The sequence below is a fragment of the Oricola sp. genome (genome assembly GCF_965230365.1).
Classification (GTDB): domain Bacteria; phylum Pseudomonadota; class Alphaproteobacteria; order Rhizobiales; family Rhizobiaceae; genus Oricola.
The window spans coordinates 2,773,010-2,798,490 of record NZ_OZ246003.1 but is presented as its reverse complement, the minus strand read 5'-3'; the positions used below and the strand labels follow the sequence as shown (position 1 = coordinate 2,798,490).

Below are 25,481 nucleotides of genomic sequence, written 5' to 3'. Positions count from 1 at the left end.
GGCATTGAAGGCCGAATCAGTCGCCAATATCGCATGCGCACGATCGAAAGGCGAACGTCCTGCGCAGCCGGTTCCGTCTTCAGTTCCGATTTACCACAGTGCCAACTAGCAGACATTTTAACGACCGGATTACCCGGATTTTTATCGTTATCCGCCATTGTCCACCAAAGTAATAACAGGGGATGCGGGCATTCGCCTTGCGATTGGTGGGGGCTGGTGAGCAAGAAGTACTTGATAATGGGCGGTCTGGCTGTCGTGTTTGGCGGTCTATCAGTTGTTGCTGCCGATTTCTGGTTGAAAAACAACGTCCAGACCATTGTTGAAACCGTGGAAGTCGCCTCCGACAACGACACGCCGACGATTGAGTTCGGCACCATCGTCGTTGCCGCCGAGCCGATGCGCTACGGCGCGTTGATCGACGCCGGCATGGTCACCGAGATTCCCTGGCCCAAGGACAAGACGCCGAACGGCGCCTTTGAGACCGTCGACGGATTGCTCGGAGAAGGTCAGCGCAGCGCGCTCGCCGCCATCGAGCAGAACGAACCGATCCTGCTCGGCAAGGTCACCGATCCAGGCGACCGGTCGACCCTTTCGCGGCGCCTTGAAGAAGGGATGCGGGCGGTCACCATCCGCGTTGACGACATTTCGGGTGTCGGCGGCTTCGTCGTTCCCGGAGACCGGGTGGATATTGCCCTGACGCGGACCTTCGAGATCGAGAGCAAGAACGAGGGCGCCGACGATTATGCGCCGATCGAGACGTCTCCGGCCGGCGACCGCACGTACACGGGTGATCCGGACAGTTTCGTCGCGACAACGATTGTTCTACGCAGCGTCAAGGTTTTGTCCATCGATCAGATCGCCGATGAGCGCCAGGCGGACCCGGTGGTCGTGCGTGCCGTCACTGTCGAGGTCGACGAGCTTGGAGCCAAGGCGCTTTCGGCCGCCAAGCAGGCCGGCACGCTGTCGCTGCATCTGCGCGGCGCCGGCGACACGACCGACGAGTTCCCGATCCCGCCGCTCGGACTGGATGAGGTTCCCACCGCTTCCTACACCCGCGACGCCGGCATGACCGGTTTCGCCAAGATAACCGTGCGTCGCAAGACGGACAGCGAAACCTACGATGTTCGCAACGAGGAGGCGGGGCAATGATCGGCAAAAATACCCGAATAAAAGCGGCCGCACTCCTTGGCGCTTTCGCGTTTGGCGCCATGACCGCCGATATGGCACGCGCCGATGCCAAGGTGCTGCTGGTCAAGGATAACAGCAACCACATGCTGACCGTCGAGAAGGGTAAACCAAAGACGGTTCGCACGCAGACGTCCTTTTACGAGATCGTCGTCGGCGATCCCGAAATCGCCAATGTGCAGCCGCTGACCAACCGTTCGTTCTACGTGCTGGGCATTGCCGCCGGCACCACCGGTATCGCCATGTTCGACGAGAACAAGCGGTTGATCGGCTCGCTCGATGTCGAAGTCAGCGTCGATACGAGCCGGCTGCGCACTGCCATCCGCCAGAACGTGCCGGACGCGGACATCAAGGTAACAACAACCAACGGACAGGTGGTGTTGTCGGGCGAGGCGCCTGACCAGGTGTCCGCCGACCGCGCCGAAAAGATCGCGTCGAAGTTCGCCGGCGAGGACGAGGATATCATCAACTCGGTGAACATCACATCTTCGCAGCAGGTCCAGTTGAATGTCCGCTTTGTCGAGATCAACCGCAATTCCGGTCAAGAACTTGGCTTGAACATCAATCGGGTGGCTTACCGCACCGGCGGTGGCCCAACTGCAGCCGGCGCGGCAACGAGTTCCCTAAATGGCGTCTTCTCCGGTAACATTCTCGGTGGCTTCGTCGCCGGTGGTGTCGATGTCGATATCGCCATCAAGGCGATGGAAGACCGCGGCGTCGCGCGCCGGCTTGCCGAACCCAATCTGATTGCAAGGTCCGGTGAAACCGCGAGTTTCCTGGCTGGTGGCGAATATCCGATCGCAATCACCGACGACGATGGTCGTGTTACCGTCGAGTACAAGAAGTTCGGTGTCGGCCTGGAATTCACGCCTTCGGTCCTGAAGGACGGCCTGATCCAGCTTGAGATCGCGCCCGAGGTGTCTTCGCTGCAGGCCGAAACGCTTGCCAACGGCTTCCCGATCCTGTCGGTGCGCCGCGCCCAGACTTCCGTCGATCTGAAGAGTGGCCAGAGCTTCATGATGGCGGGGCTGTTCCAGGCCGAGAACGAACAGATCCGCCGGAATCTGCCCGGTGCACGGAAGCTGCCGATCATCGGTGCATTGCTTTCCAGCAAGGATTTCCAGCGCAAGGAAACCGATCTGGTGATGATCGTCACGCCGCATCTCGTGCGACCGATCGAACCCGGTACGCCGAGTTCTACGCCGCTGGATGCGGCGCGGCCGGCAACCGAAGAGGAGAGCGCGCTGCTCAAGATCGAAGAGGTCAAGAGGCGCGGCGCCGCCTCCGATCGCACCAGTGGCCATATCCTGACACTCGAAATCGGCGGCTAGGAGTTCGACCATGCGCAAGATTGCTCTCACGATCGCGCTCGGCTCGCTCGTTGCGGCCACCGGCTGCACGATGACCGAGGACCCCGAACTTGAAGGCCTGACACTGGCCGCAGGCGATGCCATCGCGCACAACAATTCGCTGCAGCGCATCGATCCCTGGGCGCCGGGTGTGCAGGATCCCGATCTCGTCGTTCCCGTCAAGCGTCCTGCCACCAAGGGCGCGGCCAAAAAGGCGCAGGACTACGACAAGGCAATTACCGAGTAACAAAAAGGGTCGGCAATTCCGGACCGATGCCCGGAGAGCCGAGACACGATGGCCGACGCAAAAGTAGAAAACAACCTGATCGCGATCGTCTCCGCCGACAAGGATTTCCTGTCGGCGTCCAAGACGGCATTCTCGTCCTCGGAAGCAATCACGCTGGTCACGATAGAAAAGCCGGTGTCGGAAATCTCCGGAGAAATCCAGGACACCGAGGCCGGTGCGGTGATTATCGACATTGGCGATGGATCGATCGAGGACCTGGAGGCGCTGCAGCGCATCACCCGCCGCCTTGCCGACCGCGTGCCGACGATTGTCGTGGCCGATAGCCACGAAGCCGCGATGGTGCGCATCATCGTGCAATTGCGGGTCGCAGATTTTCTGGTCAAGCCGGTTTCGACGGCCGATCTCGTCCGCTCCTGCATTCGGGCGCTCAAGGGACTGGACAAGAACGATCCCGGTGAGGCCGACATCAGCACCTTCATGCCGGCGGCAGGCGGCGTCGGGAACACGACGATCGCGTTGCAGACCGCGTTTCTGCTGCACGGCTCGGTAACCCGGGCGGCATCCACCTGTGTCGTCGATCTGAACTTCCAGCACGGGTCTTGCGCCGAGTATCTGGACATCGAACCCCGGTTCAACATCGCCGAGGTGGAAAACCAGGTCGAACGCCTCGACCGGCAACTGCTCGATGCGCTTCTGTCCAAGCATGCGTCGGGCCTTGCGGTTCTGGCGGCTCCGAACAGCCCGACCGAGATGCGGTCGTTCGACGCCGATGTCGTGATCCGGATTCTCGATCTCGTCTCGGCCTACTTCGACAATGTGGTCATCGACATGCCGCGAACCTGGTTTCCCTGGACGGAGCTTGTTCTGCGCGGATCGAACCATGTTTACCTGACCGCCGAGATGACAGTGCCGTGCCTGCGTCACACGCAGCGGCTGGTGCACGCCATCCAGACCGAGGTGGGCAAGGACGTCAAACCGGGCGTCATCATCAACCGCTACACCCATGCCGGGCCGGATGGCGGCGTACGCACATCCGATGTCGAGGAACTGCTTGGCGAGCGCTTCGTCGGCGGTATCTCGAACAACTACCGGCTGGTACGCGAGGCCGTCGATCGCGGAGTGCCGCTGCATGACGTCGACGCCAACGCGAATGTCGTGCAGGATCTGAAGCGGATCATTCTTCCCGACGAGATGTCGCTTGAAGGCGTCCGCCGGCGCCGGTTCCTCGGATTCGGCGGCGGCCTGTTCCGCAGGGCGGGCTGACGGCCATGTCGAACCGGTTCACACAGCTCAAGACGCGCGACGTTTCGGAGGCCGCGAAAGCCGCTCCGGCTGCTGAGGAAACGCCTGTTGTCATCCCGAACATACGGGCGGTCAGCAATCCGGCGCCGGTAGCGAGCACGCCGAAGCCGCAGGATCGCACACTCGATGCACGCGTGACGCTGCACCGCAAGCTGCTCGAGGAAATCAACCTTGTCGCGCTCGAGAGCCTGCCGCCGGATCGCATGCGTCAGGAGGTTCAGACATTCGTCCACGAATATGTGCAGTCCGAACGGTTGGCACTGAACGCGGCCGAGGTCGAAACGCTGATCGACGATCTGGTCGACGAAATGGTCGGTCTTGGCCCTCTGGAGCCGCTGCTGAAGGACCCGACGGTCAGCGATATCCTGATCAACGGTCACGAGAACTGCTTCGTCGAACGTGCCGGCAAACTGGTCAAGGAAAACATACCGTTCAAGGACGAGGCGCATCTGCTGCGTGTGGTCAACAAGATCGTCGCGGCGGTCGGTCGGCGCATCGATGAATCGTCGCCGATGTGCGACGCTCGCATGCTGGACGGCTCGCGTTTCAACGCGGCTATCCGCCCCGTTGGTGTTGACGGGCCGTTGGTCTCGATCCGGAAATTCTCCAAGAACAAGCTCGGCCTTCACAAGCTGGTCGAGTTCGGCGCCCTGACGCAGCCGATGGCCGAAGTGCTGGCCGCAGCGGTTTTTGCCCGCATCACCACGATCATCTCGGGTGGCACGGGTACCGGCAAGACGACCATGCTGAACGCGCTTTCGGCGTTTATCTCCGAGGAAGAGCGCCTGATCACCATCGAAGACGCCGCCGAACTGCAACTGCAACAGCCGCATGTGGCGCGCATGGAAACGCGGCCCGCGAACGCCGAAGGCATCGGCGAACTGCGTCAGCGCGATCTGGTCAAGAATGCGCTGCGTATGCGCCCGGACCGGGTGATCCTTGGCGAGTGTCGCGGCGAGGAAGCCTTCGACATGCTGCAGGCCATGAATACTGGCCACGAAGGCTCCATGGCGACCATCCACGCCAACACGCCGCGTGACGCGATCTCCCGTCTCGAGCAGATGCTCGGCATGACCGGCATGCCGATGACGGTAGCCTCAATCCGCAGCCAGATATCGAGCGCGATTGGCCTGATCGTCCAGCTGACCCGCTTGTCCGACGGCAAGCGCAAGGTCACCAGCGTCGCCGAAGTCACCGGGATGGAAGGCGACATCATTCAGATGCAGGAAATCTTCACGTTCCGCCGTACCGGCATGACCGCCGATGGCGGCATCGTCGGCCATTTCGAGGCGACCGGCATTCGCCCCCGGTTCCTGGAGGAATTGCGCGCGATGGGCGTCGAGTTCCCCGGCGACTACTTCGATCCGGCCAACAAGCAGGCGGGTTGAAATGCAGTTTGACGACGTCACGCTCTACGCAGTCTATACCTTCGCTGCGGCTTGCGGGATCATACTGGCCGAAGCGTCCTATCTGATCCTGGCGCGTGGCACCGAAACCCGCCGGACCATCAACCGGCGAATGCGCCTGCAGGAAAGGACAGTCAGCCAGAAGGAAGTCCTGGTCCAGCTGCGCAAGGAGCGCGGGCTGGATGGCACGACCCGGTTCTCGCCGATTGCTATGCTTCGGGTCCTGCGCACCCAGTCGGGCATGACCATGCCGCTCGGGACATTCCTGGCGGTGACCTCAACGATCGCGCTTTTTGTCGGGATCGGCGGCGGGCTCTATGTCAACAAGTTGCAACTCGGGCTTATGCTGGTCGTGGCGCTGCTTCCGGCGATCCCGATCCTGTTCATGCGTTATCTGCGCAAGCGGCGGCACAAGCAGTTCGGAGCCCAGCTTCCCGAAGCACTCGATTTGATCACGCGCGGACTGAAAGCCGGTCATCCGGTGCCGGTCGCCGTGTCGATGGTGTCGCGCGAGATGGGCGATCCTATCGGCACCGAATTCGGTATCGTGTCGGACGAGGTGACCTACGGGTCCGACCTGGTGACGGCGCTGCGCAATCTCTACGACCGGGTGGGGCACGAAGACCTGCCGCTCTTTGTGACCGCGGTGTCGATCCAGTCGACGACTGGCGGCAATCTGCGCGAAATCCTCGATGGCTTGTCGAACGTCATTCGCGAACGCGGCAAGCTGCGCCGCAAGATCAAGGCGATTTCGGTCGAGGGCAGGATGTCGGCCTACATCCTGTCGGCCGTGCCGGTCCTGCTGGTCATGGCGGTCATGGTGCTGATGCCGAGCTACTACGGCGATATCGCCGAGCAGAGCCTGACCTGGTACCTCGCCGGCGGGGCGATTTCCTGGCTGCTTTTGGGCAATGCGATCATGTTCAAGCTGGCAAGTTTCAAGTTCTAGGGAAGATCAGGATGGATCTCGGAAACTGGATTTTACCCGCCGGCCTGCTGATCGCGCTTCTCGGTGTTGCCGGTGTCGTGCTGTCGATGCGCCAGTCACGGTCCGAGCGCCAGCGCCTGCGCGGCCGGTTGCACGTCCGCTTCGACGACCCGGACGAGGTGATTGTCGAGATCGATGAAAAGAAGAACAAAGACAACGAGATAGCCGACAAGGCGGCGCGGCGCGCCGCCGAATTCTACAGTTCCGCCGATCCGGAAAACGTGGTTCGCCTGCGCACCCGGCTGATGCGCGCCGGCTACATGGATCCGAATGCGATCGGCAACTTTTTCCTGATCCGCTTTGCCGGGCTGGGCGCCGGCCTGCTGCTGGCAATAGTCGTCCTCTTCATCTTCCACATCGCTCCGTTCTCCCAACGCGGGATTATGCTGATGGGCGGCATTTCGCTTGGCGGCTATTTTCTTCCGGCGTTCGTGCTTGGCCAAATGGTGAAGAAGAAGACGACTGAATACCGCAACGGGTTTCCGGACTTCATGGACCTGATGATCGTCTGCGCCGATGCCGGGATGAGCCTGGAGGCGTCGATCGAGCGCGTATCGCGCGAAATCCGCGTGACTTATCCGGCGCTTAGCCAGAACCTTGTTCTGGTCTCGCTGGAACTGCGGGCGGGGCGCAGCATCAACGAAACCCTGAAGGCACTCGCCGACCGGCTTGGCGTCGACGAGGTCCGCGCATTCGCAACCTTGCTGCAGCAATCCAAAGAACTGGGAACCAGCCTCTCGACCGCCCTGAAGGTGTTCAGCGACGAGATGCGGCACAAGCGCATGTCGGCAGCAGAGGAAAAGGCCCATGCCTTGCCGGCAAAAATGTCGATCCCGGTAACGGTCTGCATTCTGCCGGTTGTAGTGATGATCGCGATCATCCCGATCATCGTGCGCTACAACATGTAATTTTATCGATTGCGGCGGTGAGATCTTTACCGTGTTAGCCCACGTGGCGTTTACCGGCTCCCATTAAACTACTGGCAAATAATTCGAATATCGGACGGGGACGGGATGCAGAAGTTCACGAAATCGCTGTCGAAATGGATTGCCGGTATCGCGGTCATCAGCGTTCTGGCCGGTTGCCAGACCGCTGGCATCGATACGCAGACCACGTCGGCCTACAAGTCGAGCCGTACCGACAAGAAGCTGGCGCTTGCCGAGAAGCATTTCCTGGCAGGCAATTACGGCTTGGCAGAGAAGAACTACCGCCTGGCGGTGGAAGCGGCACCCGAAAACGGCACCGCTTGGCTCGGCCTCGCCGCATCCTACGACCAATTGGGCCGCTTCGATCTTTCCGACCGCGCCTATGGGCAACTGATCCAGCTCGCCGGCCGGCGCGCCTCGATCCTGAACAACCAGGGTTATTCACATTATCTGCGCGGCGACATAGAAGGCGCCCGCAAGATCCTTGGTGAAGCCAAGACACTGGCGCCCGACAGCGTGATCATTGAAGGCAACTGGAAGCTGGCGGCAGCCGGCTGAAACCTTGCGTTTGCGCCATCGGCGTGATCTATCGCCGCCATCCCAGACGACAGGATGGCGGTAATGCGCGATCAACTTTCAAATCCGGAAAACGGCGTTTCCTCGGACCCGATGCACAGTGCGCAGCAAAACATGCGCAAGGTGCTGCCCAAGCGGTTCTACAAAGAGGTTTCGACCGGCGAGCGTGACGGACGCTTTCACGTGCTGCTGGATGGCAGGGCCGCGAAAACCCCCGGACAAAATCCGCTCGCTCTGGCGACCGGAAGCGCGGCGGATCTGATCGCGGCGGAATTTGAAGCCCAATCCGAAGACATCGATCCTTCGACCATGCCTTGCTATCGGCTTGCAAATACCGGGATCGATGGCGTTGCCGTCGACATGCAGGCCGTCCTCGAGGATGTCCTGCGGTTCTGCGGAACCGATCTGCTATTCTATCGTGCCGACGGCCCGGAGGGTCTGGTTGCCAACCAGCGGACGCATTGGGATCCGGTCATCGACTGGGCTGAGGAACTGGCCGGTGCGCGTTTCATCCTTGCCGAGGGCATAATCCATGCGGCGCAACCGCGTGCCGCGATCGCCGGGATGGGCGTGCATCTGAAGACGATCGACGATCCGATCGAACTGGCTGCGCTGCATTCGATGACGACGCTGACCGGGTCGGCACTGCTGGCAATCGCCGTTTGGAAAGGTCGGATCACGGCGGGCGATGCGTGGACGGCGGCCCATGTCGATGAAGACTGGAACATCGCGCAGTGGGGACAGGACGCCGAGGCCGCAGATAGGCGCGACAAGCGTTGGTCGGAGATGTCAGCCGCCGAGCGGCTGGCAAAGTCCTTGTCGAGGCAAGCCTAGAACAACCCCAAGCCCTTGAGGCTCGCGTGGCCGTTCTTGCCGATGATGACGTGGTCATGCACCGCGATGCCGAGCGACTTCGCGACGTCGGCGATCTTGTGCGTCATCTCGATGTCGGCGCGAGAAGGCGTCGGATCGCCGGACGGATGGTTATGGACCAGGATGATCGCCGTCGAGGCGAGCTCAAGCGCGCGCCGCATGACCTCGCGCGGATAGACCGGCGTGTGGTCGACGGTCCCAACCTGCTGCACCTCGTCTGCGATCAGGGCATTCTTCTTGTCGAGAAACAGGATGCGGAACTGCTCGCGCGTTTCGTGCGCCATGGTCGCCGTGCAATAGGCGATGACCGCGTCCCATGAACCGAGAACCTCGCGCTTGCTGATATCCGTTTTCAACATGCGCCGCGCCGCCTCGGCGATCGTCTTCAGGTCAGCGGCCACTGCGTCCTTGACACCGGGCACCTCGCGGAGCCTTTGCGGGTCGGCGCCGAGCACGCCCGCAAATGATCCGAAACGGGCGATCAGCGCCTTGGCGATTGGCTTGGTGTCTTTTCGCGGAATAGAGCGGAACAACAGAAGTTCCAGCAGTTCGTAATCTGCCAGCGCTTGGGCGCCGCCTTCGGCAAAGCGGCGACGCAACCGTTCGCGGTGGCCGGCATGCGGCTGCGGGGAGGGCGGTGATTTCGGTGTTGTGTCCGACTTGGCCGCAGGGCGCTCCTCATGATGCTGAGGCCTAATGAAAACGCGGCTCTCGTCGAACTCCCCGGGCATCGCGATTCTGTTAGCCGTTCATGAGGGCAGACCCGGCCGATCGAGCCCATTCGGCGAAAGGGTGAAGATCTCGCAGCCGTCCTCGGTCACGCCGATCGTGTGTTCGTACTGTGCCGATAGGCTGCGGTCACGGGTCACCGCTGTCCAGCCGTCGGAGAGAACCTTCACGTGCGGCCGTCCCAGATTGATCATCGGTTCGATGGTGAACATCATGCCCTTGCGCATCTCTACGCCTTCATCCTTGCGCCCGTAGTGCAGGACGTTGGGTGCATCGTGGAACAACTGACCGATGCCGTGGCCGCAGAAATCACGCACCACCGAACAACGTTGAGCTTCCGCATGCTTTTGGATCGCTTCGCCAATGGCACCCATGCGGGCACCGGGCTTGACTGCTTCGATGCCGAGCATCAGGCATTCATGTGTGACCTGCAGCAGGCGTTCGGCGGCGCGCTTGATCTCGCCGACCGGGTACATGCGTGATGAATCCCCGTGCCAGCCATTGAGCACATAGGTGACGTCGATGTTCACGATCTCGCCTTCGCGCAGCGGCTTGTCGCTCGGGAATCCGTGGCAGACCACGTGATTGACCGACGTGCAGCAGGAATGCGTGTAGCCGCGATAATTCAGTGTCGCCGGAATAGCCCCATGATCCATGCCGTATTCGAAGAGGAACCGGTCGACTTCCGCTGTCGTCACGCCGGGTTTGACCATTGGCACGAGCTCATCGAGCGCCATGGCGGTCAGCCGGCTTGCCCGCCGCATACCTTCGAACCCTTCTTCGCCATGCAGGCGAATCTGTCCGGTGTTCTTTATCGGCGCCAGTTCCGCTTCAAGATAGGTTACCATCGATTGCTCCAGGCAAGGTATGTCAAGCCACGATCGGGATCTGGCTGACCGGCACGATTTCCGTATCGGAGATTTGGCACCGAATGGCGAATGCTTCAACCCCGGCGGCTGTCGCCCTTGCAAATGCCTGCCCGTACGCCGGATCGAGATCTTCGCAGATGCGCAGTCGAAAGCAGTCTCCGCGCTGGACGATGTAAAGCATCACCGCGCGATGCGCTTGCGAGACCATGTCTGTCAGTTCTTCAAGATGCTTCACGCCACGAGCGGTCGCCGTGTCGGGGAATTCGGCCAGTCCGGTTTCGCGCATCATGTGCACGTTCTTGACCTCGACATAGGCGCTGCCAAGCGCAGGATCCTCAAGCAGAATGTCGATCCGCGAGTTTCGACCGTATTTCTGCTCCCGCCGCAGCGTTGCGTATTGTGCAAGGTCACTGACAAGGCCGGCGCCAATGGCTTCCTCGGCCAGACGGTTGGGCAGGTTCGTGTTGACGCCGACCATCGTGTTGCCGGCGCCGACGATTTCCAGCGTGTGGCGGTATTTGCGCTTGGGATTGTCCGAAGTCGAAAGCCAGACCGGGAAGCCCGGTGTGTGGAGGCCCATCATCGATCCAGTGTTGGGAACAGCACAGGTGATTTGCTCGCCATCGGGATCGAGCGCAACATCGGCGAGGAAGCGCTTATACCGGCGTATCAGCGTGCCCCGGACAAGTGGTGTCGCAAACTTCATGGTCGTTGCTGTTCCGAGACGCGCTGGCTGTCAGGCGCGAACGCGCACATAGTCGCCGGGTGCGCTGCCGATCGGTTTGAGCTTGCCGCCGCCCGGTTTGCTGCGCGCCGCGACGGTCTCGTCGTCTTGCGACACGATCCAAGTGTGCCAATGTGGCCACCATGACCCTTCAGTCACCTCGGCCTTCTCGACCCAGTCGGCGAAATCGCCCTTGACCTTGGGCCCGGACCAGAACTGGTACTTGTTGCGATGCGGCGGATTGATCACACCGGCGATGTGCCCGGAACCGCCCATCACATAGGTCACTTTGCCGCCAAACAGTTTGCTGCCTTCGAAAACGGAAAGAGCAGGGGCGATGTGATCTTCCTTGGTGGCCAAATTGTAGATCGGAATCTTGACGTCAGCGAGCGAAACAGGCGCTCCGCCGAGATCCATTTCGCCTTGCGCGAGATTGTTCCCGAGATAGCAATTTCGTAGATAGAACAGATGATTAGCGGCAGGCATTCGAGTAGAATCTGCATTCCAGTAGAGCAGATCGAAGGGCATCGGCTCTTTGCCCTTCATATAGTTGTTGACCACATAGGGCCAGATCAGGTCGCCCGAACGCAGCAGGTTGAAGGCCGTCGACATGCGCGAGCCCTCCAGATAACCGTCCCGCTCCATCTGGCGTTCCAGGACGGCGAGTTGATCCTCGTCGACGAAGACCTTGAGGTCGCCGGCATGTTCGAAGTCGACCTGGGTGGTAAACAGTGTCGCCGATGCGATGCGCTTGTCGCCATCGCGGGCAAACCTGGCGAGCGCTGCAGCGAGCAAGGTGCCGCCGACACAGTAGCCGATGGCGTTGACGCGTTTCTCGCCGGTGGCTTTCTCGACCGTATCGAGCGCATACGCGATGCCCTTGTCGATATAATCGTCCCAATCCAGTTGCGCATGCTGCTCATCCGGATTGACCCACGACATCACGAAAACAGTGTGACCCTGATCGACCGCCCAACGCACGAATGATTTGTCCGGGTTGAGATCGAGAATGTAGAACTTGTTGATCCATGGCGGGCAGATCAAGAGCGGTCGTTTCAAGACGTCCGGTGTCGACGGTTCATACTGGATGATCTCCACCAGTTCGTTGCGCGCGATCACGTTGCCGGCGGTGATGGCGATGTTCTTGCCAAGCTGAAACTTCGAATAGTCCGACTGGCGCAGCTTGAGCTCGCCGTGCCCGGCCTCGATGTCTTCGGCCAGCATCTTCATACCGGTTACAAGGTTGGCGCCGTTGGACGCGATCGTCTCCTTGAATATCTCCGGATTGGAGATCATGAAATTGGACGGCGAGAGCGCGTTTGCGAACTGCTTGACGTAGAAACCAGCCTTGTGGCGGGTGTGGGGATCCAACGTTTCAGCATTCTCGACCAGATCGGCTGCCCAGCGGGCGGTGACCAGGTAGGTCTGCTTCAGGAAGCTAAAAAAGGCGTTCTCTTTCCAGTCCTCATCGGAGAATCGCTTGTCGGTGGCTTCCGGCGCGACGGCTTCCGCCAAATCGCGGTCGCCCATGCGTTTGACCGAGTTGGCCCAGATGTCCAGGTAAGACGAGAAGAGGCGGGTTTGCGCCTCGACGGCGCGCTGCGGGTCCGACAGCCAGTACTCCGACACTTTTGACAGCGTTTTGACAACATCCGCCATCGGTTCGGCCAGGGTGTCGGTCTTCTCGCCCGATTCGCGCGGCCCCACCCATGCAGACGCGGCGTGGCCGGCTTCTTCGATCACCCGAGCAAGGTTTCGCGCAAACGCCTCCGGATCCTTGATGAGATAAGCATCGATGGCATTGTGTTGTTCGGTGCCGGATTCGGCATCTTTCTTGTCGCCCATCGCGGTTCCATTGGGTCCAAAGACCCGTTTGTCGTTTCCGAATTCTTGATAATGCCATATTACGAGGCGTTGATGACAATCCGCAAGGCGCTTGTCTAAAGCGTAAGCCGATCCAAACAATTCCAGGGTAAAGAGAAAGTCTCCGGCATTTCATAATGGGACAATCAGCTAGAGCTTTACTGACTTCGGGACTTGCCGCGCTCACTGTCGCCGGTTGCGCCGGCGGCAACGCCATCGACCGTGCGGTTCCCCAGGCGGCGTTTTCGCAGCCGGTAGACTCTTCGCAACAACAATCGGGCGCAACAGCCCAAACCGCGAACGCCAGCGCGCCAAGCGAGGAGCAACGCGAGATACTGCCGCCAACCGCCACGGCGGACCCGGTCTTCTCGGGCTCGGGGCAAATCGCCGATACCGGCCAGTTCCCGAGCCACATTGCGCAACCTCGCGGCGCGACCGAGCAGATGACGGATGAAAAGCGCGATGCGCTGCTGGAACAGATGCAGGCGCTGAGCGTCGCACAACAGCGCGGGCGTATGTCGACGGCCGAGTACCAGCGCCGCGTCGCCGCGTTGCGCCGGCTCGCAAACACACATTCGGCCGACACGATCGAGAAAATCGAAGAGAACGCGGCTTCGCAGTAACCGCAACTCGCTTTTTACCACCGAGCGGCGTATAGCGCGTAAACCGCCGAGGAAAAACCGATGCAAGAGTTTCACAAGGTCCGCAGACTGCCGCCCTACGTGTTCGAACAGGTCAATCGCCTGAAGGCGACCGCGCGCGCCGACGGTCGCGATATCATCGATCTTGGAATGGGAAATCCCGACCTTCCCACCCCGCAGTCGATCGTCGACAAATTGTGCGAGACGGTTCGCGATCCGCGCACGCACCGCTACTCCTCGTCAAAGGGTATTCCCGGCCTGCGGCGCGCCCAGGCGAACTATTATGCGCGCCGTTTTGGCGTAAAACTCAATCCGGATACCCAGGTCATCGCGACGCTGGGTTCGAAGGAAGGTTTCGCCAACATGGCGCAGGCGATTACCGCGCCGGGCGATGTCGTGCTGTGTCCCGATCCGACCTATCCGATCCACGCCTTCGGGTTCATCATGTCCGGCGGGGTCATTCGGTCCATGCCGGTCGCACCGGACGACGGGTTTCTGCCGGCGCTGGAGCGCGCGGTACGCCACTCGATTCCCAAACCGCTGGCCGTCATCCTGAACTACCCGTCGAATCCGACCGCCTATGTGGCCTCAATCGATTTCTACAAGGATGTCGTGGCATTCGCGCGCAAGCACGACATCATCGTGCTGTCCGATCTCGCCTATGCCGAGATCTATTTCGGCGACAATCCGCCGCCCTCGGTGCTGCAGGTCGATGGCGCGATGGATGTGTGCGTTGAGTTCACTTCGATGTCGAAGACCTTCTCGATGCCGGGATGGCGCATCGGGTTTGCGGTCGGCAACGAACGTCTTGTCTCAGCGCTCGGCCGGGTCAAATCCTATCTCGACTACGGCGCGTTCACGCCGATCCAGGTGGCGGCAACGACCGCGCTCAACAGCGACGGATCGGAAATCCGCGAGGTGCGAGAGGTCTACTGCAAGCGGCGCGACACGCTCGTCGACAGCTTTTCGCAGGCCGGTTTCCCGGTGCCGGCGCCCGAAGCGACCATGTTTGCCTGGGCGCCGATCCCCGAACAGTTCAAGCAACTCGGATCGCTCGAGTTCTCGAAACTGCTGATCGAGAAGGCGGATGTCGCCGTTGCGCCAGGTATCGGATTTGGCGAACATGGCGACGACCATGTGCGCATCGCATTGGTGGAAAACGAGCATCGCATCCGCCAGGCGGCGCGGAACATCAGACGTTTCCTTGCATCCGCGTCCCGAAATCTGCACAACGTGGTTTCCATCAACGCCCGTCGCTGACCCGCGGGCGATCAATCGAACAATCGCGCATGAAAGGTCGCCGGATGAGCGAACCGCTCAGAATTGGTATCGCGGGCCTGGGGACGGTCGGTTCGTCCGTCGCCCAGATCCTGAAAAACAAGTCAAACTCGCTCGCTCACCGGTGTGGACGCCCGATCGCGGTGACAGGCGTGAGTGCGCGGGACCGCTCGAAAGACCGCGGTTTCGACATGAGCGGTATTTCCTGGTTCGATACGCCGGAGCAGCTCGCCGCGTCGCCGGACATTGACGTATTTGTCGAACTTGTCGGCGGCGAAAACGGCGCCGCGCTGGAGGGCATCAAGGCCGCAATCGGCTCCGGCCGGCATATCGTCACGGCAAACAAGGCGCTGCTTGCCCGTCACGGGGTGGAGCTTGCGCGCGCCTGCGAAGACAAGGGACTGATCCTCAATTTCGAGGCGGCTGTCGCCGGCGGCATTCCGGTTATCAAGACGATGCGCGAATCGCTTGCCGCCAATGACTGTAGCCGCGTCTATGGCATCCTGAACGGAACGGCCAACTACATTCTCACCCGCATGGAACGGGACGAGATTTCGTTCGACGATTGCCTCGCCGATGCGCAGCGGCTCGGCTATGCGGAAGCCGATCCGACATTCGATGTCGAAGGACAGGACACCGCCCACAAGCTGGCGATCCTGACCAGCATCGCATTTGGAACCGAGGTCGCTGTCGATCAGATTTATGTCGAGGGTATCAGCAACATCTCGTTGTCGGACATTCATGCGGCAAGAGATCTCGGCTACCGGATCAAGCTGCTTGGCGTGGCGCAGCGCACGGCAACAGGTATCGAGCAGCGGGTGCACCCGACCATGGTGCCGCTCGGCTCGATGATCGGGCAGGTCGACAGCGTCACGAACGCAGTCGCCATAGAGGCAGATACCGTCGGATCGCTGCTGCTTTCAGGGCCCGGTGCAGGCGGCAACGCGACCGCTTCGGCCGTGATTGGTGACATCGCCGACATCGCCAAGTCGCGTCCGGGGCATCAGGAAGCGCCTGTCTTCGGTCGTCCGGCGAACGAACTGGAACCCTATCGCCGCGCCGGGATGTCGTCGCACGCCGGTGGCTACTTCATCCGGCTGACGGTCCACGACCGTCTCGGCGTCTTTGCGTCGCTTGCCGGACATATGGCCGAAAACGATATCTCGTTGGAATCGATCGTTCAGCGCAAGGCAAGCAATGGCGATGCGGATGCTGCCAAGACCGTGATTCTGATCACGCACGAATCGACGGAATCGGAAGTGCGCAAGGCGGTAAACGCGATTCTCGACGACGGACACTTGATCGGAAAGCCGCAAGTAATACGCATCGAGCCGGCCGGTTGAGCGGCAATCCCCATACTATTCGATTAGATTTGGGGCGCGATCGATGGGAGGGTCATCTGGCTGTTGCCTTGCCGGTCTTTGTACCGTTTAACCGGTCAAAGACCCAAGCCGTAAGGACGCCACGATGAACACACCCGCCGAGACCACGACGGAAACACCCGGTCTGACACGCGAGTTGTCGATCGAACTCGCGCGCGTTACCGAAAGGGCGGCGGTGGCCGCGGCGCGCCTGCGCGGACGTGGCGACGAGAAAGCCGCCGACCAAGTGGCCGTCGATGCTATGCGAGCGGAACTGAACCGTCTTTCTATTCAGGGGACTGTCGTCATCGGCGAGGGCGAGCGTGACGAAGCGCCAATGCTCTATATCGGCGAGGAGGTCGGCAACGGGATCGGACCGCACGTGGATATCGCGCTCGATCCGCTGGAAGGCACGACGATCTGCGCCAAGAACCTTCCAAATTCGTTGGCGGTGATCGCTATCGCCGAAAAGGGCAGTCTGTTGAATGCCCCCGACGTCTACATGAATAAGATCGCGATCGGCCCGGGCTATGCTCCGGGATTGATCAATATCGAAGATTCCCCCGAAGACAACATCCACGCGCTCGCCAAGGCTAAAGGTGTTCCTGTAACAGAAGTTGCCGCCTGCATCCTCGACCGTCCGAGGCACGCGGCACTGATCGAGGCGGTCCGGCGGACCGGCGCGGCCATCCGCCTGATCGGCGACGGCGACGTTGCCGGCGTCATCGACACCACAGCACCTGAAGAGAGTGGAATCGATATCTATCTGGGAACCGGTGGTGCGCCCGAGGGCGTGCTCGCCGCATCCGCTCTACGCTGTGTTGGCGGCCAGATGCAAGGCAGCCTTATCCTGGATACTGACGAGAAGCTGGCGCGTGCCGAGCGTATGGGAATCGCCGATCCGGGCAAAGTCTACACCCACAACGAGATGGCGCGCGGCGAGGTGCTTTTCGCAGCGACCGGCGTGACGGAAGGTAACATGTTGGCCGGTGTACGCTTCTTCAAGAATTATCTGCAGACCGAGACCATCGTCATGCGGTCGTCGTCGCAGACCGTTCGTGAAATCCGGGCGCGCCACCAAGACACCGACAAGTTCTGACTGCGTTGCGGTTGACGCCGACTGCAACGCCGCCCACAACGCGGCATGGTCAGTCGGCAGTCATTTCTCGGGATCGAACGATCAGTCACGCAGCGCCGCTGGGTCGAGCGCATGTCGCCGGCCCAGACACAGGTAGCGACCGATATTGCGCAACGGCTCGGAATTCACGATTCGCTTGCCCGAATTCTTGCCGGACGCGGCGTATCCGCCGATGACGCGGAAGCGTTTCTTGACCCGACCCTGCGCGCTCTCATGCCGGATCCGCGAACAGTCACCGATTTGCAGCGAGCGGCGGGTCGAATCGCAAAGGCAGTGCAAGACCGGGAACCCGTCGCCATCTTCGGCGACTACGATGTCGATGGCGCATCGTCTGCGGCGCTGCTCGCCCGATATGTGCGATTTTTCGGGATCGAGCCGGAGATTCACATTCCCGACCGGGTGTTCGAGGGTTACGGCCCCAATGTCGCGGCTATTCGCCGGCTGGCCGAGCGTGCATCGTTGATCGTCACCGTCGACTGCGGCACCAACAGTGCCGAAGTGTTTGCCGAGGCGCAGACCGACGGCTCGGATATTGTTGTGATCGATCATCACCAAGTCGGCGGAGCGCTTCCCGAGGTCGTGGCCGTGGTCAATCCCAACCGAGATGATGATTTGTCTGGACTGGGCAATCTGTGCGCGGCTGGTGTCGTGTTCATGACACTGGTCGACGTGTCCCGCCAGCTCAGGGAGGAGGGGGTTTCGCCGCTGCCCGATCTCCTTCAGTTGCTCGACATCGTCGCGTTGGCAACGGTTTGCGACGTTGTCGCGCTAACGGGGTTGAACCGTGCACTCGTTACCAAGGGCACCGTGGTCGCGCGGCACATGTCCAATCCCGGTCTGGCGGCGCTGGCGCGTGTCGCGTCGGTCGGGGAACCGCTGAACCCGTTTCATTTCGGATACCTAATCGGACCCCGCATCAATGCGGGTGGGCGAATTGGGGATGCAGCCTTGGGGGCGAGGCTGTTATGCGAGGACGATGCCCAGAAAGCGCTCGAAATCGCGGGTGAACTGGATCGCCTGAACCGTGAACGGCAGGTCATCGAGACCGAAATGGTAGCCCAAGCGCGCGCTGAGGCTGAGGCCGACGCCATGGATGGCGGCTGGCCGGCTGTAATCGTCACTACAAGCGACAATTGGCATCCAGGCATTGTCGGATTGATCGCCGCGCGCCTGCGCGAACACACCCGCCGGCCATCTTTCGCGATTGCGTTTGGCGCCAACGGGTTGGGAACCGGTTCGGGCCGCTCCATCCCAGGGTTTGACCTTGGCCGCCTCGTACGTGAGGCTGTTAACGCCGGTCATCTGGTCAAGGGCGGCGGCCATGCGATGGCGGCTGGCATCACCGTCGCGCAGGAGAAACTTGGCGGTCTTCGCCGGTTCTTCGAGGAACATGGCAACGATGCGGTCCGGACCCTCGTTGAGGCGGAAACGCTGGCAATCGATTCAGCGCTCTCCGCACGGGCCGCTTCACTCGACATGATCGAGGAACTTCAGCATGCCGGGCCGTATGGCGCCGGCAATCCGGAGCCGGTCTTCGCGCTACCCAACCATCGTGTTCGTTCGTCGAAGATCGTCGGCAATGGCCATCTGAAGGTATCGCTGCAGTCGGCAGATAATGCGCGGCTCGACGCCATCGCATTCAGGGCGGCCGATACCGATCTTGGAAAGTGTTTGGCCGAAGCGCGCGAGCCAATCCATCTCGCGGGCACACTTTCGATCAATCACTGGAACGGCCGCAAAACGCCGCAGATGCGGATAGTAGATGTCGCTGTGCCGGTATGACTCAGAATACTACAGGTGGCGATTCAGGCGCGAGCCGGCCTTGAGGTAAGTCATAGGATTAACGGCTGTCTTTCCCTCCCGGACCTCGTAATGCAGGTGCGGCCCGGTACTGCGGCCGGTGCTGCCGGCCTCGCCCAATTTTTCGCGGGTGGAAACAGACTGGCCTTTCTTGACCGAAATCCGACTGAGATGCGCATAGCGCGTTCTCAGCCCGCCTTTGTGCTTGATCTCCACCATCTTACCGTAGCCACCTTTGCGGCCCGCGAAAACAACAGTCCCGGAACCGGTCGCAAGAATCGGCATGCCAACCGGTGTTGAAAAGTCGATGCCGGCATGGAAGGCCGTGCGCCCAATAATCGGATCTTTCCTTTTTCCGAAGCCGCTGGTGATTTCCCGACCGGGCACCGGGTTGGCAATCGGGAACGACCGGATTTCATCACGCAGTCTGTCGAGCGCGCTGAGCTCCAGGTTGAGCGCCTGAAGGCGGTGTTCAAACTGCTGCGCGAAGGGCTTTGCATCCGCTGCTTCGACCGGGATGAAGGGGCCGCCGGTTCCGGTGTCTTCCGGTTGGCCGGTCTGGACACGCAAACCGGCCTTACGCGCATCGCGCAGGATCTGATGCCGTTTCTCGCGCGCAGAATCGGCAAGTGCGGCAAGCTGGTCGAGTTGTCGCCCCTCGAGCGCGCCAAGTGATTTGCCAAGCCGCGAAAGGGTCACAAGAGGGCGATCGACAGTGCCTGTTTCGGGCGAGTCGGTCGAAACGGGCGCGGGAGACAATCGCGCCGACTTGCCGCTTCCAACGATAGTCGCACCAACAGGCTGTTGCGGACGGAACAATGTTCGGGGCGTCTCGCCGACTGTATCGACCGCCGCAGGGATTGGGATGCGGGTCGGGTCCATTGCAGCGGACTGTCCAACACCGCTGAGCCGCGCCTTGTCGAGAAGCGGAGCGAGCCGTCCGTTCCGTTCCGCCAACACATTCTGCCGATTCAGAAGTTCGGTAACCTTGGTCTCCATGATCTGCTGGTCGAGCAGGCGATAGGATGTGATTCGGTCGACCTGCGAGCGCAGCGCGGCGATGCGGTCCTCATAGGCAAACTGCATGCGCGCCTGTCGGGCTACGGCGGCATTGAGAATGTCGTCGCGCAACATCAGGTAACTGGTTCCGAGCAAGTAGCCGACAGCCATTGCCGCAAAGACCGATCCCGCTACCGCGGCCATCCAAGGGCGGATCGTGAAGTGCTGGAGTTTATCGCCTCGCGCAATGATGATGGTGTGGGGTTCTTTGCGCCTGCCAAAAACCGCTTGCGTGCTCACCTGTGTCCACCGTCAGTCACATTCTCTAGGTGTTACGATTACACTTCATTAGGGTTAATAAACCCCTTTCGCGACCGCAGTTTCCAACTAGCGCGACATCGCCGAAGAGCTGAGTGTGCGATAGAAAAGCGGCGTCAGTCCCGCTGCAGAACGGGCGCGGTCGTTGAACGGCGGCCGGATTTCTCCGTGGAAGTGCCGATGCACGAGTTCGCGGAAACGGTCGGCCGCCCTGATGTTTACCCGCGCACAGAAAAACCGGAACCACTTCGCCCCGACGGCCACATGGGTCTTCTCGTCATTGTAGATGATGTCGAGGATCGCTGCGGTTTCAGCATCGCCTTTGGCGCGCAGCTTCTCCGCCAAACCCGGCGTCACATCAAGACCGCGCGCCTCCAGGACCAGCGGCACGATCGCAAGCCGGGCGACAAGATCGCCTCGGGTGTCGGTCGCGGCCTGCCAAAGGCCGTCATGGGCCGGGAAGTCGCCGTAATCCGCGCCCAGCGCCTGCATGCGTTCGCGCAGCAGGCAGAAGTGGCGCGCTTCGTCATCGGCAACCTGCATCCAGTTTCCAAAGAAGCTCGGCGGTGCGTCGCCATCGGCAAAGCGCGCAACAATATCCAGCGCCAGGTCGATCGCGTTCAATTCGATGTGCGCCAAAGCATGCATCAGCGTCAGGCGGCCGGCCACCGAACCGAGCGAGCGTTTTTTCAGAAGGCGCGGCGCGACCAGATCCGGACGCTCGGGACGGCCCGGCCGCTCCGGCACAGGTGGATCGCCGGGCAGACGCAACGAGAGCGCCTTGCACCGCCACGCAGCCGCTGCCTCGCGCGTGATCCGGCATTTGTTGTCGAGGTCGCTGGACAGGAGCGCCTGAACGGCCGCTGCCCTGAGCGATTTGGCCTTTAGCATTGTATTGACGTTCCGGTCAGGTGAGCCCGCGCGCTTCGGTCAGCACGGCGTCGGCATGGCCTGCGACCTTCACCTTGCGCCAGATCTGAGCGAGCTTACCTTCGCGGTTGATTAGGAACGTCGCGCGTTCGACACCCATATACTTCTTTCCGTACATGTTCTTTTCGACCCAGACGCCATAGGCCTCAATGGCCTGTCTCTCCTCGTCAGCGATAAGGGTAACGCCGAGATCGTGCTTGTCCTTAAACTTTTCGTGCTTGGAAACGCTGTCTGGCGAAACGCCGATGACGACCGCATCAATCGCTTTGAACTCGGACAGTAGCTCCGTGAAGTCGATCGCCTCGCGCGTACACCCGCTGGTGTCGTCTTTCGGGTAAAAGTAGAGAACCACAATTTGGCCTTTGTAATCTGACAGGGCCGTCATGCTCCCGCGATCATCGGGTAGCGAAAAGTCCGGTGCGTTCGATCCGACGGAGGGTTGGCTCATTTGCTTTTCCTTTGAAATATCGTGATGAATCGGCCTAAGGCGGATATAATACGGTAATCAGGAAAATCAGCCGCAATTCGGTCACCTGTTCAAGCCGGGCCGGTGTGGCGGCAGTCGGGTTCGGGCGTAAGGCGAGAGACGTAGCGATCTTTAGGTTCAGCAAAACCAGAAGCAAGATGATGCCTCGGTCACCCGATGACGCTACGGCACGTGACCATGACGGCGAAGGCTGCGAGATTGCACTTGTCGGCGCGAGAATCGGGCGCAAGCGCAAGTGGCTTTTTGGCGGCGTGGTCTTCGTGCTCGCATTCCCGCTGGTTCTCTTGCTGGGCCTGCGGTCCGGCCCGGCGGGATCGGTCGTAAAGGAAGAGGCGCTCACGGCGCTGGCTGCAGTTCTACCCGCTGATACAACTGCGGAAATAGCGGACGCGCATATTGTCCTGGACGGACTCGATGGGATTGCCGTTTCGCTGCGCAATCTCGCCATCCGGCGCAGTGGCGCAGACGCGCCATTGGTGACACTCGACACTGCGGTAATCGGCATCCACACCATGAGTATTCTAGCCGGTCAGCCGAAGGTCGAGTACCTGACCTTCATGAACGGCGTCATCAGCATTCCCGAAACCGCGAACACAAATGCCGCCTGGCCACGGATCGCGCAGCTGAACCAATTCCTCGACGACGCGATGTCCCTGTCCGGCAACGCCATTGATCGCACGAAGGCTGCTGGAATTCCGCAGGGCATCGAATTGTCAAACATCGTCATGAACCGGGCCACGGAGCGTGACGGAAGCATTCTCGCCGTGAGACATGCACGCCTTTGGGGACGAGGGCAGGAACGTCAGCTGCAAGGGGAAGTCGAAGTCCTCGGTAACCTGTCAAGCATCACCGGCGCGTTGTCGAAGGACGCTGCCGGGTCGGTAACACTGCAACTCGATGCCACCGACTTCCCGCTTCCGATCGGGCGTCTGCACACGATGTTCTCGGCAAACGAGGACGATCATCTGCCCGGTGCAGCTAATCCGCCGGTACTGGCTGACGTCGCCATTCTGGCCTCGGAAAACGGCGCAGCGCCACCAAGCGTGACAATGGCGGTCAAGCCGAAGGACTTGACGCTGAAGCTGGAGGACGGGGACTACGTCGCCGTCGAGGGCAATTTCGCATTCGCCTGGGACGCGCCCGCTGCAGTTTTGCGGCTCCAGAATTCGGCGGTGCGCCTGGGCCGTTCTGCGGCGGTCTTGACGGGCGCCATGCGCGATCCGCCGGGTACGGCCGCAGAACAGCCAGCACGGTACGAGTTCCAGCTCGTGGCCAATCGTGGTCGCGCGGATCCGCGCGATTCCCCTTCGAATGCGATTCGCTTCGCCGGACGCGCCGAGGGAGAATGGGTACCAAAAGCCGCTGCGGTTGAATTCAAGCATATCGAACTGGATTCCAGTGCGGGATACGCGGAAGGCACCGGCCGCCTGGATTTCTCGACTTCGGTGCCAACGGCTTTGTTTGCTTCCTCGGTGTCGGATTTCACGGTCGCCGGCCTGAAGCAGTTCTGGCCGGCAACGGTCGCGCGCGCCGCCCGCCGTTGGGTGCTCGACAATCTGGCCGGCGGCCGGGTCACGGAAGGCGAGTTCCTGATCGCCGAGCCTTTGCGCCGCCGTGTGGAGGGGACCGAAACAAGGTTAACCGGAAGCAGCGAGGTTTCGCTTGCCGTCGACGGTGTCCGGTTTGATGTTGCCGGTGATATCCCGCCGGTCCGCGACGCCACGGGCCGCGTGGAGTTCAAGGATGGGACGGCGGTCATAACCCTGGAGGACGGGACTGCATTCATGCCGAGCGGTCGCACAGCGGCCGCGTCCGGTGGCATGCTGGTAATCTATCCGGCGGACGAAAGCGGGCTGGTATTCGCCGACCTGGCGCTGGACGTCTCTGGCGACGCGGACGCGATCGGGGAAATCATCTCTTATAAACCGATTGATGCGCGCTCGTACCGGGACTACCGGCCTGAGGAATTGTCCGGCTATGTCGAGGCGAACGTGGCCATGAAGTTTGTACTCAATCCGATGGACAACAGCCCGCCGCCCGCCTGGGACGTTCATTTGCAATTGCAGGACGCGTCGGTGGAAACGCCTTTCGAAGGACGGCAGTTGGCCGAGATGTCCGGGTCGGTGAAGATCAATCCGCGACGCGCGGAGTTCGATGTGTCCGGTTTGGTCGACGGAATTCCCGCCGATATCGACATGATTATGCCATTCGTGGACGACATCGACGCGCGCCGGGACATCGTGCTGAACCTGTCCGATCCGGACAGGAAAAGAATCGCACCCGGGCTGGAGACGATCCTCTCCGGTACGACGCCTGTCCATGTGGTTGCCGCCGACGAACAGGAAACCTTGTCGATCATGGCGGATCTGACGCCGGCAGAGCTTGCGTTGCCCTGGCTGGGCTGGTCGAAGGGCGTCGGGATCGGTGCGACCACGATTTTCGATCTCGTGATAGGCGAGGCCGAAACGCGCCTCGACAACTTCAATCTTGACGGCGCATCGTTTTCAGCCGACGGCAGCATTACGGTAACGGAGGCAGGCCTCCAGAACGCGAGGTTCGGGACCGTTCGGCTGAATGAGACCGACGACATTGCAGTCACAATCGAACGCAACGGCAAGGGATATGATATCACCGTCACCGGCAAGGCGTTCGATGCTCGCTCCCTGGTGCGCCATCTCCGCGAGACGCTCTCGGCAAAGGACACCGGTGGAGACGAACTGCCGGTCGACATAAGCGCACGTATCGATCGCGTGTCGGGCTTCGGCGACGAAGTTTTGAAAAACCTGAAACTCGACATACGTCACAACGGGAAAGATCTGGTCGCGCTGTCACTTGAGGCGGCAACGACGAGCGGATTTCCGGTGGTGTTCGAACTGAAGGGTGCCGGAAACGACCGCGTGATCGAGGCTGAAACGTTGGATGTCGGAGAACTTTTACGCTTCCTCGATATCTACGGCCAGGTCCGTGGTGGTGTTGGCCGACTTTCGCTCGCTGGGCATGGAAGCGAGACGATGACCGGAAACATCCGGATCCAGGAGTTCCGCGTTTTCGACGAGCCGCGGCTGAAATCACTCGTCTCCAACCGTTCGGCGGACGACACGCAAAGCCTCAACGAAGCCATTCGGCGCGAAATCGATACGTCGGAGGTCGTGTTCGACCTTGCCTCAGCCAACCTGGCTATTTCACCGGCATCGTTCGCGGTACAAAAAGGTGTCGTTCGCGGTCCGTTGGTCGGTTCGACGTTTCAGGGCATGATCTCCGACGCCAGCGACCAGATGCGGATCACCGGAACCTTCCTGCCGGCCTACGGTTTGAACAGCTTGTTTGCCGACATTCCGATTTTCGGGCTGATCCTCGGCAATGGCCGCGACCGCGGTCTGATCGGCGTCACCTTCATGTTGGAAGGCGACCCGCAGAAACCGAAAGTATCGGTCAATCCGCTTTCGGTGATCGCGCCCGGCGTCTTTCGGTCGATCTTCGAATTCCGATAGT

At 60.9% G+C, this 25,481-nt stretch carries 22 protein-coding genes; 15 read left to right on the top strand and 7 right to left on the bottom strand.

Features of this window, described 5'->3' with window-relative positions:
• Positions 1–216 precede the first annotated feature (216 nt).
• The 9 genes from cpaB (at position 217) to ACO06R_RS13485 (ending at position 8,813) form a co-directional block, all read left to right on the top strand.
• A complete protein-coding gene (cpaB, locus tag ACO06R_RS13525) occupies positions 217–1,149 on the top strand; it encodes a Flp pilus assembly protein CpaB (RefSeq protein ID WP_421850792.1) in 933 nt (310 codons plus the stop codon).
• The gene (locus ACO06R_RS13520) at positions 1,146–2,516 is read left to right on the top strand and encodes a type II and III secretion system protein family protein (RefSeq protein WP_421850789.1); all 1,371 of its coding nucleotides are present in this window, start codon (positions 1,146–1,148) and stop codon (positions 2,514–2,516) included. The genes cpaB and ACO06R_RS13520 overlap by 4 nt, the downstream gene beginning before the upstream one ends.
• A 10-nt stretch (positions 2,517–2,526) precedes the next feature.
• Positions 2,527–2,781: a hypothetical protein gene (locus ACO06R_RS13515; protein WP_421850787.1), complete on the top strand. Its 255-nt coding sequence runs from the start codon at positions 2,527–2,529 to the stop codon at positions 2,779–2,781.
• A gap of 48 nt (positions 2,782–2,829) precedes the next feature.
• Entirely contained in the window at positions 2,830–4,044 is a 1,215-nt protein-coding gene (locus ACO06R_RS13510) for an AAA family ATPase (protein ID WP_421850784.1), read from the top strand.
• A 5-nt stretch (positions 4,045–4,049) separates the two neighbouring features.
• Positions 4,050–5,471: a CpaF family protein gene (locus tag ACO06R_RS13505; RefSeq protein WP_421850781.1), complete on the top strand. Its 1,422-nt coding sequence runs from the start codon at positions 4,050–4,052 to the stop codon at positions 5,469–5,471.
• Between the two features lies 1 nt (position 5,472).
• Positions 5,473–6,438: a type II secretion system F family protein gene (locus ACO06R_RS13500; RefSeq protein WP_421850778.1), complete on the top strand. Its 966-nt coding sequence runs from the start codon at positions 5,473–5,475 to the stop codon at positions 6,436–6,438.
• A gap of 11 nt (positions 6,439–6,449) precedes the next feature.
• Positions 6,450–7,385: a type II secretion system F family protein gene (locus tag ACO06R_RS13495; protein ID WP_421850775.1), complete on the top strand. Its 936-nt coding sequence runs from the start codon at positions 6,450–6,452 to the stop codon at positions 7,383–7,385.
• Between the two features lie 105 nt (positions 7,386–7,490).
• Positions 7,491–7,961 carry a tetratricopeptide repeat protein gene (locus tag ACO06R_RS13490; protein WP_421850772.1) on the top strand — a complete coding sequence of 157 codons (471 nt, stop codon included), beginning with the start codon at positions 7,491–7,493 and terminating at the stop codon, positions 7,959–7,961.
• 63 nt (positions 7,962–8,024) lie between these two features.
• A complete protein-coding gene (locus tag ACO06R_RS13485; RefSeq protein ID WP_421850769.1) occupies positions 8,025–8,813 on the top strand; it encodes an ATP12 family chaperone protein in 789 nt (262 codons plus the stop codon).
• Here ACO06R_RS13485 and radC read toward each other — a convergent pair.
• The 4 genes from radC to ACO06R_RS13465 are packed head-to-tail and all read right to left on the bottom strand — an operon-like array spanning position 8,810 to position 13,019.
• Positions 8,810–9,583 (bottom strand): RadC family protein, encoded by a 774-nt coding sequence (radC, locus tag ACO06R_RS13480; protein WP_421850767.1) that lies wholly within the window; start codon positions 9,581–9,583, stop codon positions 8,810–8,812. The genes ACO06R_RS13485 and radC overlap by 4 nt on opposite strands.
• A gap of 18 nt (positions 9,584–9,601) precedes the next feature.
• Positions 9,602–10,429 (bottom strand): type I methionyl aminopeptidase, encoded by an 828-nt coding sequence (gene map / locus ACO06R_RS13475; RefSeq protein WP_421850765.1) that lies wholly within the window; start codon positions 10,427–10,429, stop codon positions 9,602–9,604.
• 22 nt (positions 10,430–10,451) lie between these two features.
• Positions 10,452–11,156: a DNA/RNA nuclease SfsA gene (sfsA, locus tag ACO06R_RS13470; RefSeq protein ID WP_421850762.1), complete on the bottom strand. Its 705-nt coding sequence runs from the start codon at positions 11,154–11,156 to the stop codon at positions 10,452–10,454.
• Between the two features lie 30 nt (positions 11,157–11,186).
• Complete coding sequence (locus tag ACO06R_RS13465; RefSeq protein ID WP_421850759.1) at positions 11,187–13,019, bottom strand: PHA/PHB synthase family protein; 1,833 nt, start codon at positions 13,017–13,019, stop codon at positions 11,187–11,189.
• A 155-nt stretch (positions 13,020–13,174) separates the two neighbouring features.
• Here ACO06R_RS13465 and ACO06R_RS13460 point away from each other — a divergent pair, with 155 nt between their 5' ends.
• The 5 genes from ACO06R_RS13460 to recJ all read left to right on the top strand — a co-directional run bounded on the left by ACO06R_RS13460 (position 13,175) and on the right by recJ (position 19,237).
• Entirely contained in the window at positions 13,175–13,660 is a 486-nt protein-coding gene (locus ACO06R_RS13460; RefSeq protein ID WP_421850756.1) for a hypothetical protein, read from the top strand.
• Positions 13,661–13,720: 60 nt separating this feature from the next.
• Positions 13,721–14,938, top strand: coding sequence for an LL-diaminopimelate aminotransferase (locus ACO06R_RS13455; RefSeq protein ID WP_421850753.1), 1,218 nt, complete (start codon positions 13,721–13,723; stop codon positions 14,936–14,938).
• Between the two features lie 44 nt (positions 14,939–14,982).
• The gene (locus ACO06R_RS13450; RefSeq protein ID WP_421850751.1) at positions 14,983–16,299 is read left to right on the top strand and encodes a homoserine dehydrogenase; all 1,317 of its coding nucleotides are present in this window, start codon (positions 14,983–14,985) and stop codon (positions 16,297–16,299) included.
• A 124-nt stretch (positions 16,300–16,423) separates the two neighbouring features.
• A complete protein-coding gene (glpX, locus tag ACO06R_RS13445; protein ID WP_421850748.1) occupies positions 16,424–17,416 on the top strand; it encodes a class II fructose-bisphosphatase in 993 nt (330 codons plus the stop codon).
• Positions 17,417–17,461: 45 nt separating this feature from the next.
• On the top strand, positions 17,462–19,237 hold the full coding sequence (gene recJ / locus ACO06R_RS13440) for a single-stranded-DNA-specific exonuclease RecJ (protein ID WP_421850745.1): 1,776 nt from the start codon (positions 17,462–17,464) through the stop codon (positions 19,235–19,237).
• Between the two features lie 9 nt (positions 19,238–19,246).
• On the opposite strand, the gene ACO06R_RS13435 is transcribed toward recJ, so the two are convergent.
• From ACO06R_RS13435 to bcp, 3 genes are all read right to left on the bottom strand, one after another.
• Positions 19,247–20,389, bottom strand: coding sequence for a M23 family metallopeptidase (locus ACO06R_RS13435; protein WP_421850743.1), 1,143 nt, complete (start codon positions 20,387–20,389; stop codon positions 19,247–19,249).
• 252 nt (positions 20,390–20,641) lie between these two features.
• On the bottom strand, positions 20,642–21,463 hold the full coding sequence (locus tag ACO06R_RS13430; protein ID WP_421850740.1) for a ferritin-like domain-containing protein: 822 nt from the start codon (positions 21,461–21,463) through the stop codon (positions 20,642–20,644).
• 16 nt (positions 21,464–21,479) lie between these two features.
• Positions 21,480–21,950 (bottom strand): thioredoxin-dependent thiol peroxidase, encoded by a 471-nt coding sequence (gene bcp / locus ACO06R_RS13425; RefSeq protein WP_421850737.1) that lies wholly within the window; start codon positions 21,948–21,950, stop codon positions 21,480–21,482.
• A 176-nt stretch (positions 21,951–22,126) separates the two neighbouring features.
• Here bcp and ACO06R_RS13420 point away from each other — a divergent pair, with 176 nt between their 5' ends.
• Positions 22,127–25,480 (top strand): DUF3971 domain-containing protein, encoded by a 3,354-nt coding sequence (locus ACO06R_RS13420; protein ID WP_421850734.1) that lies wholly within the window; start codon positions 22,127–22,129, stop codon positions 25,478–25,480.
• Position 25,481 lies beyond the last annotated feature (1 nt).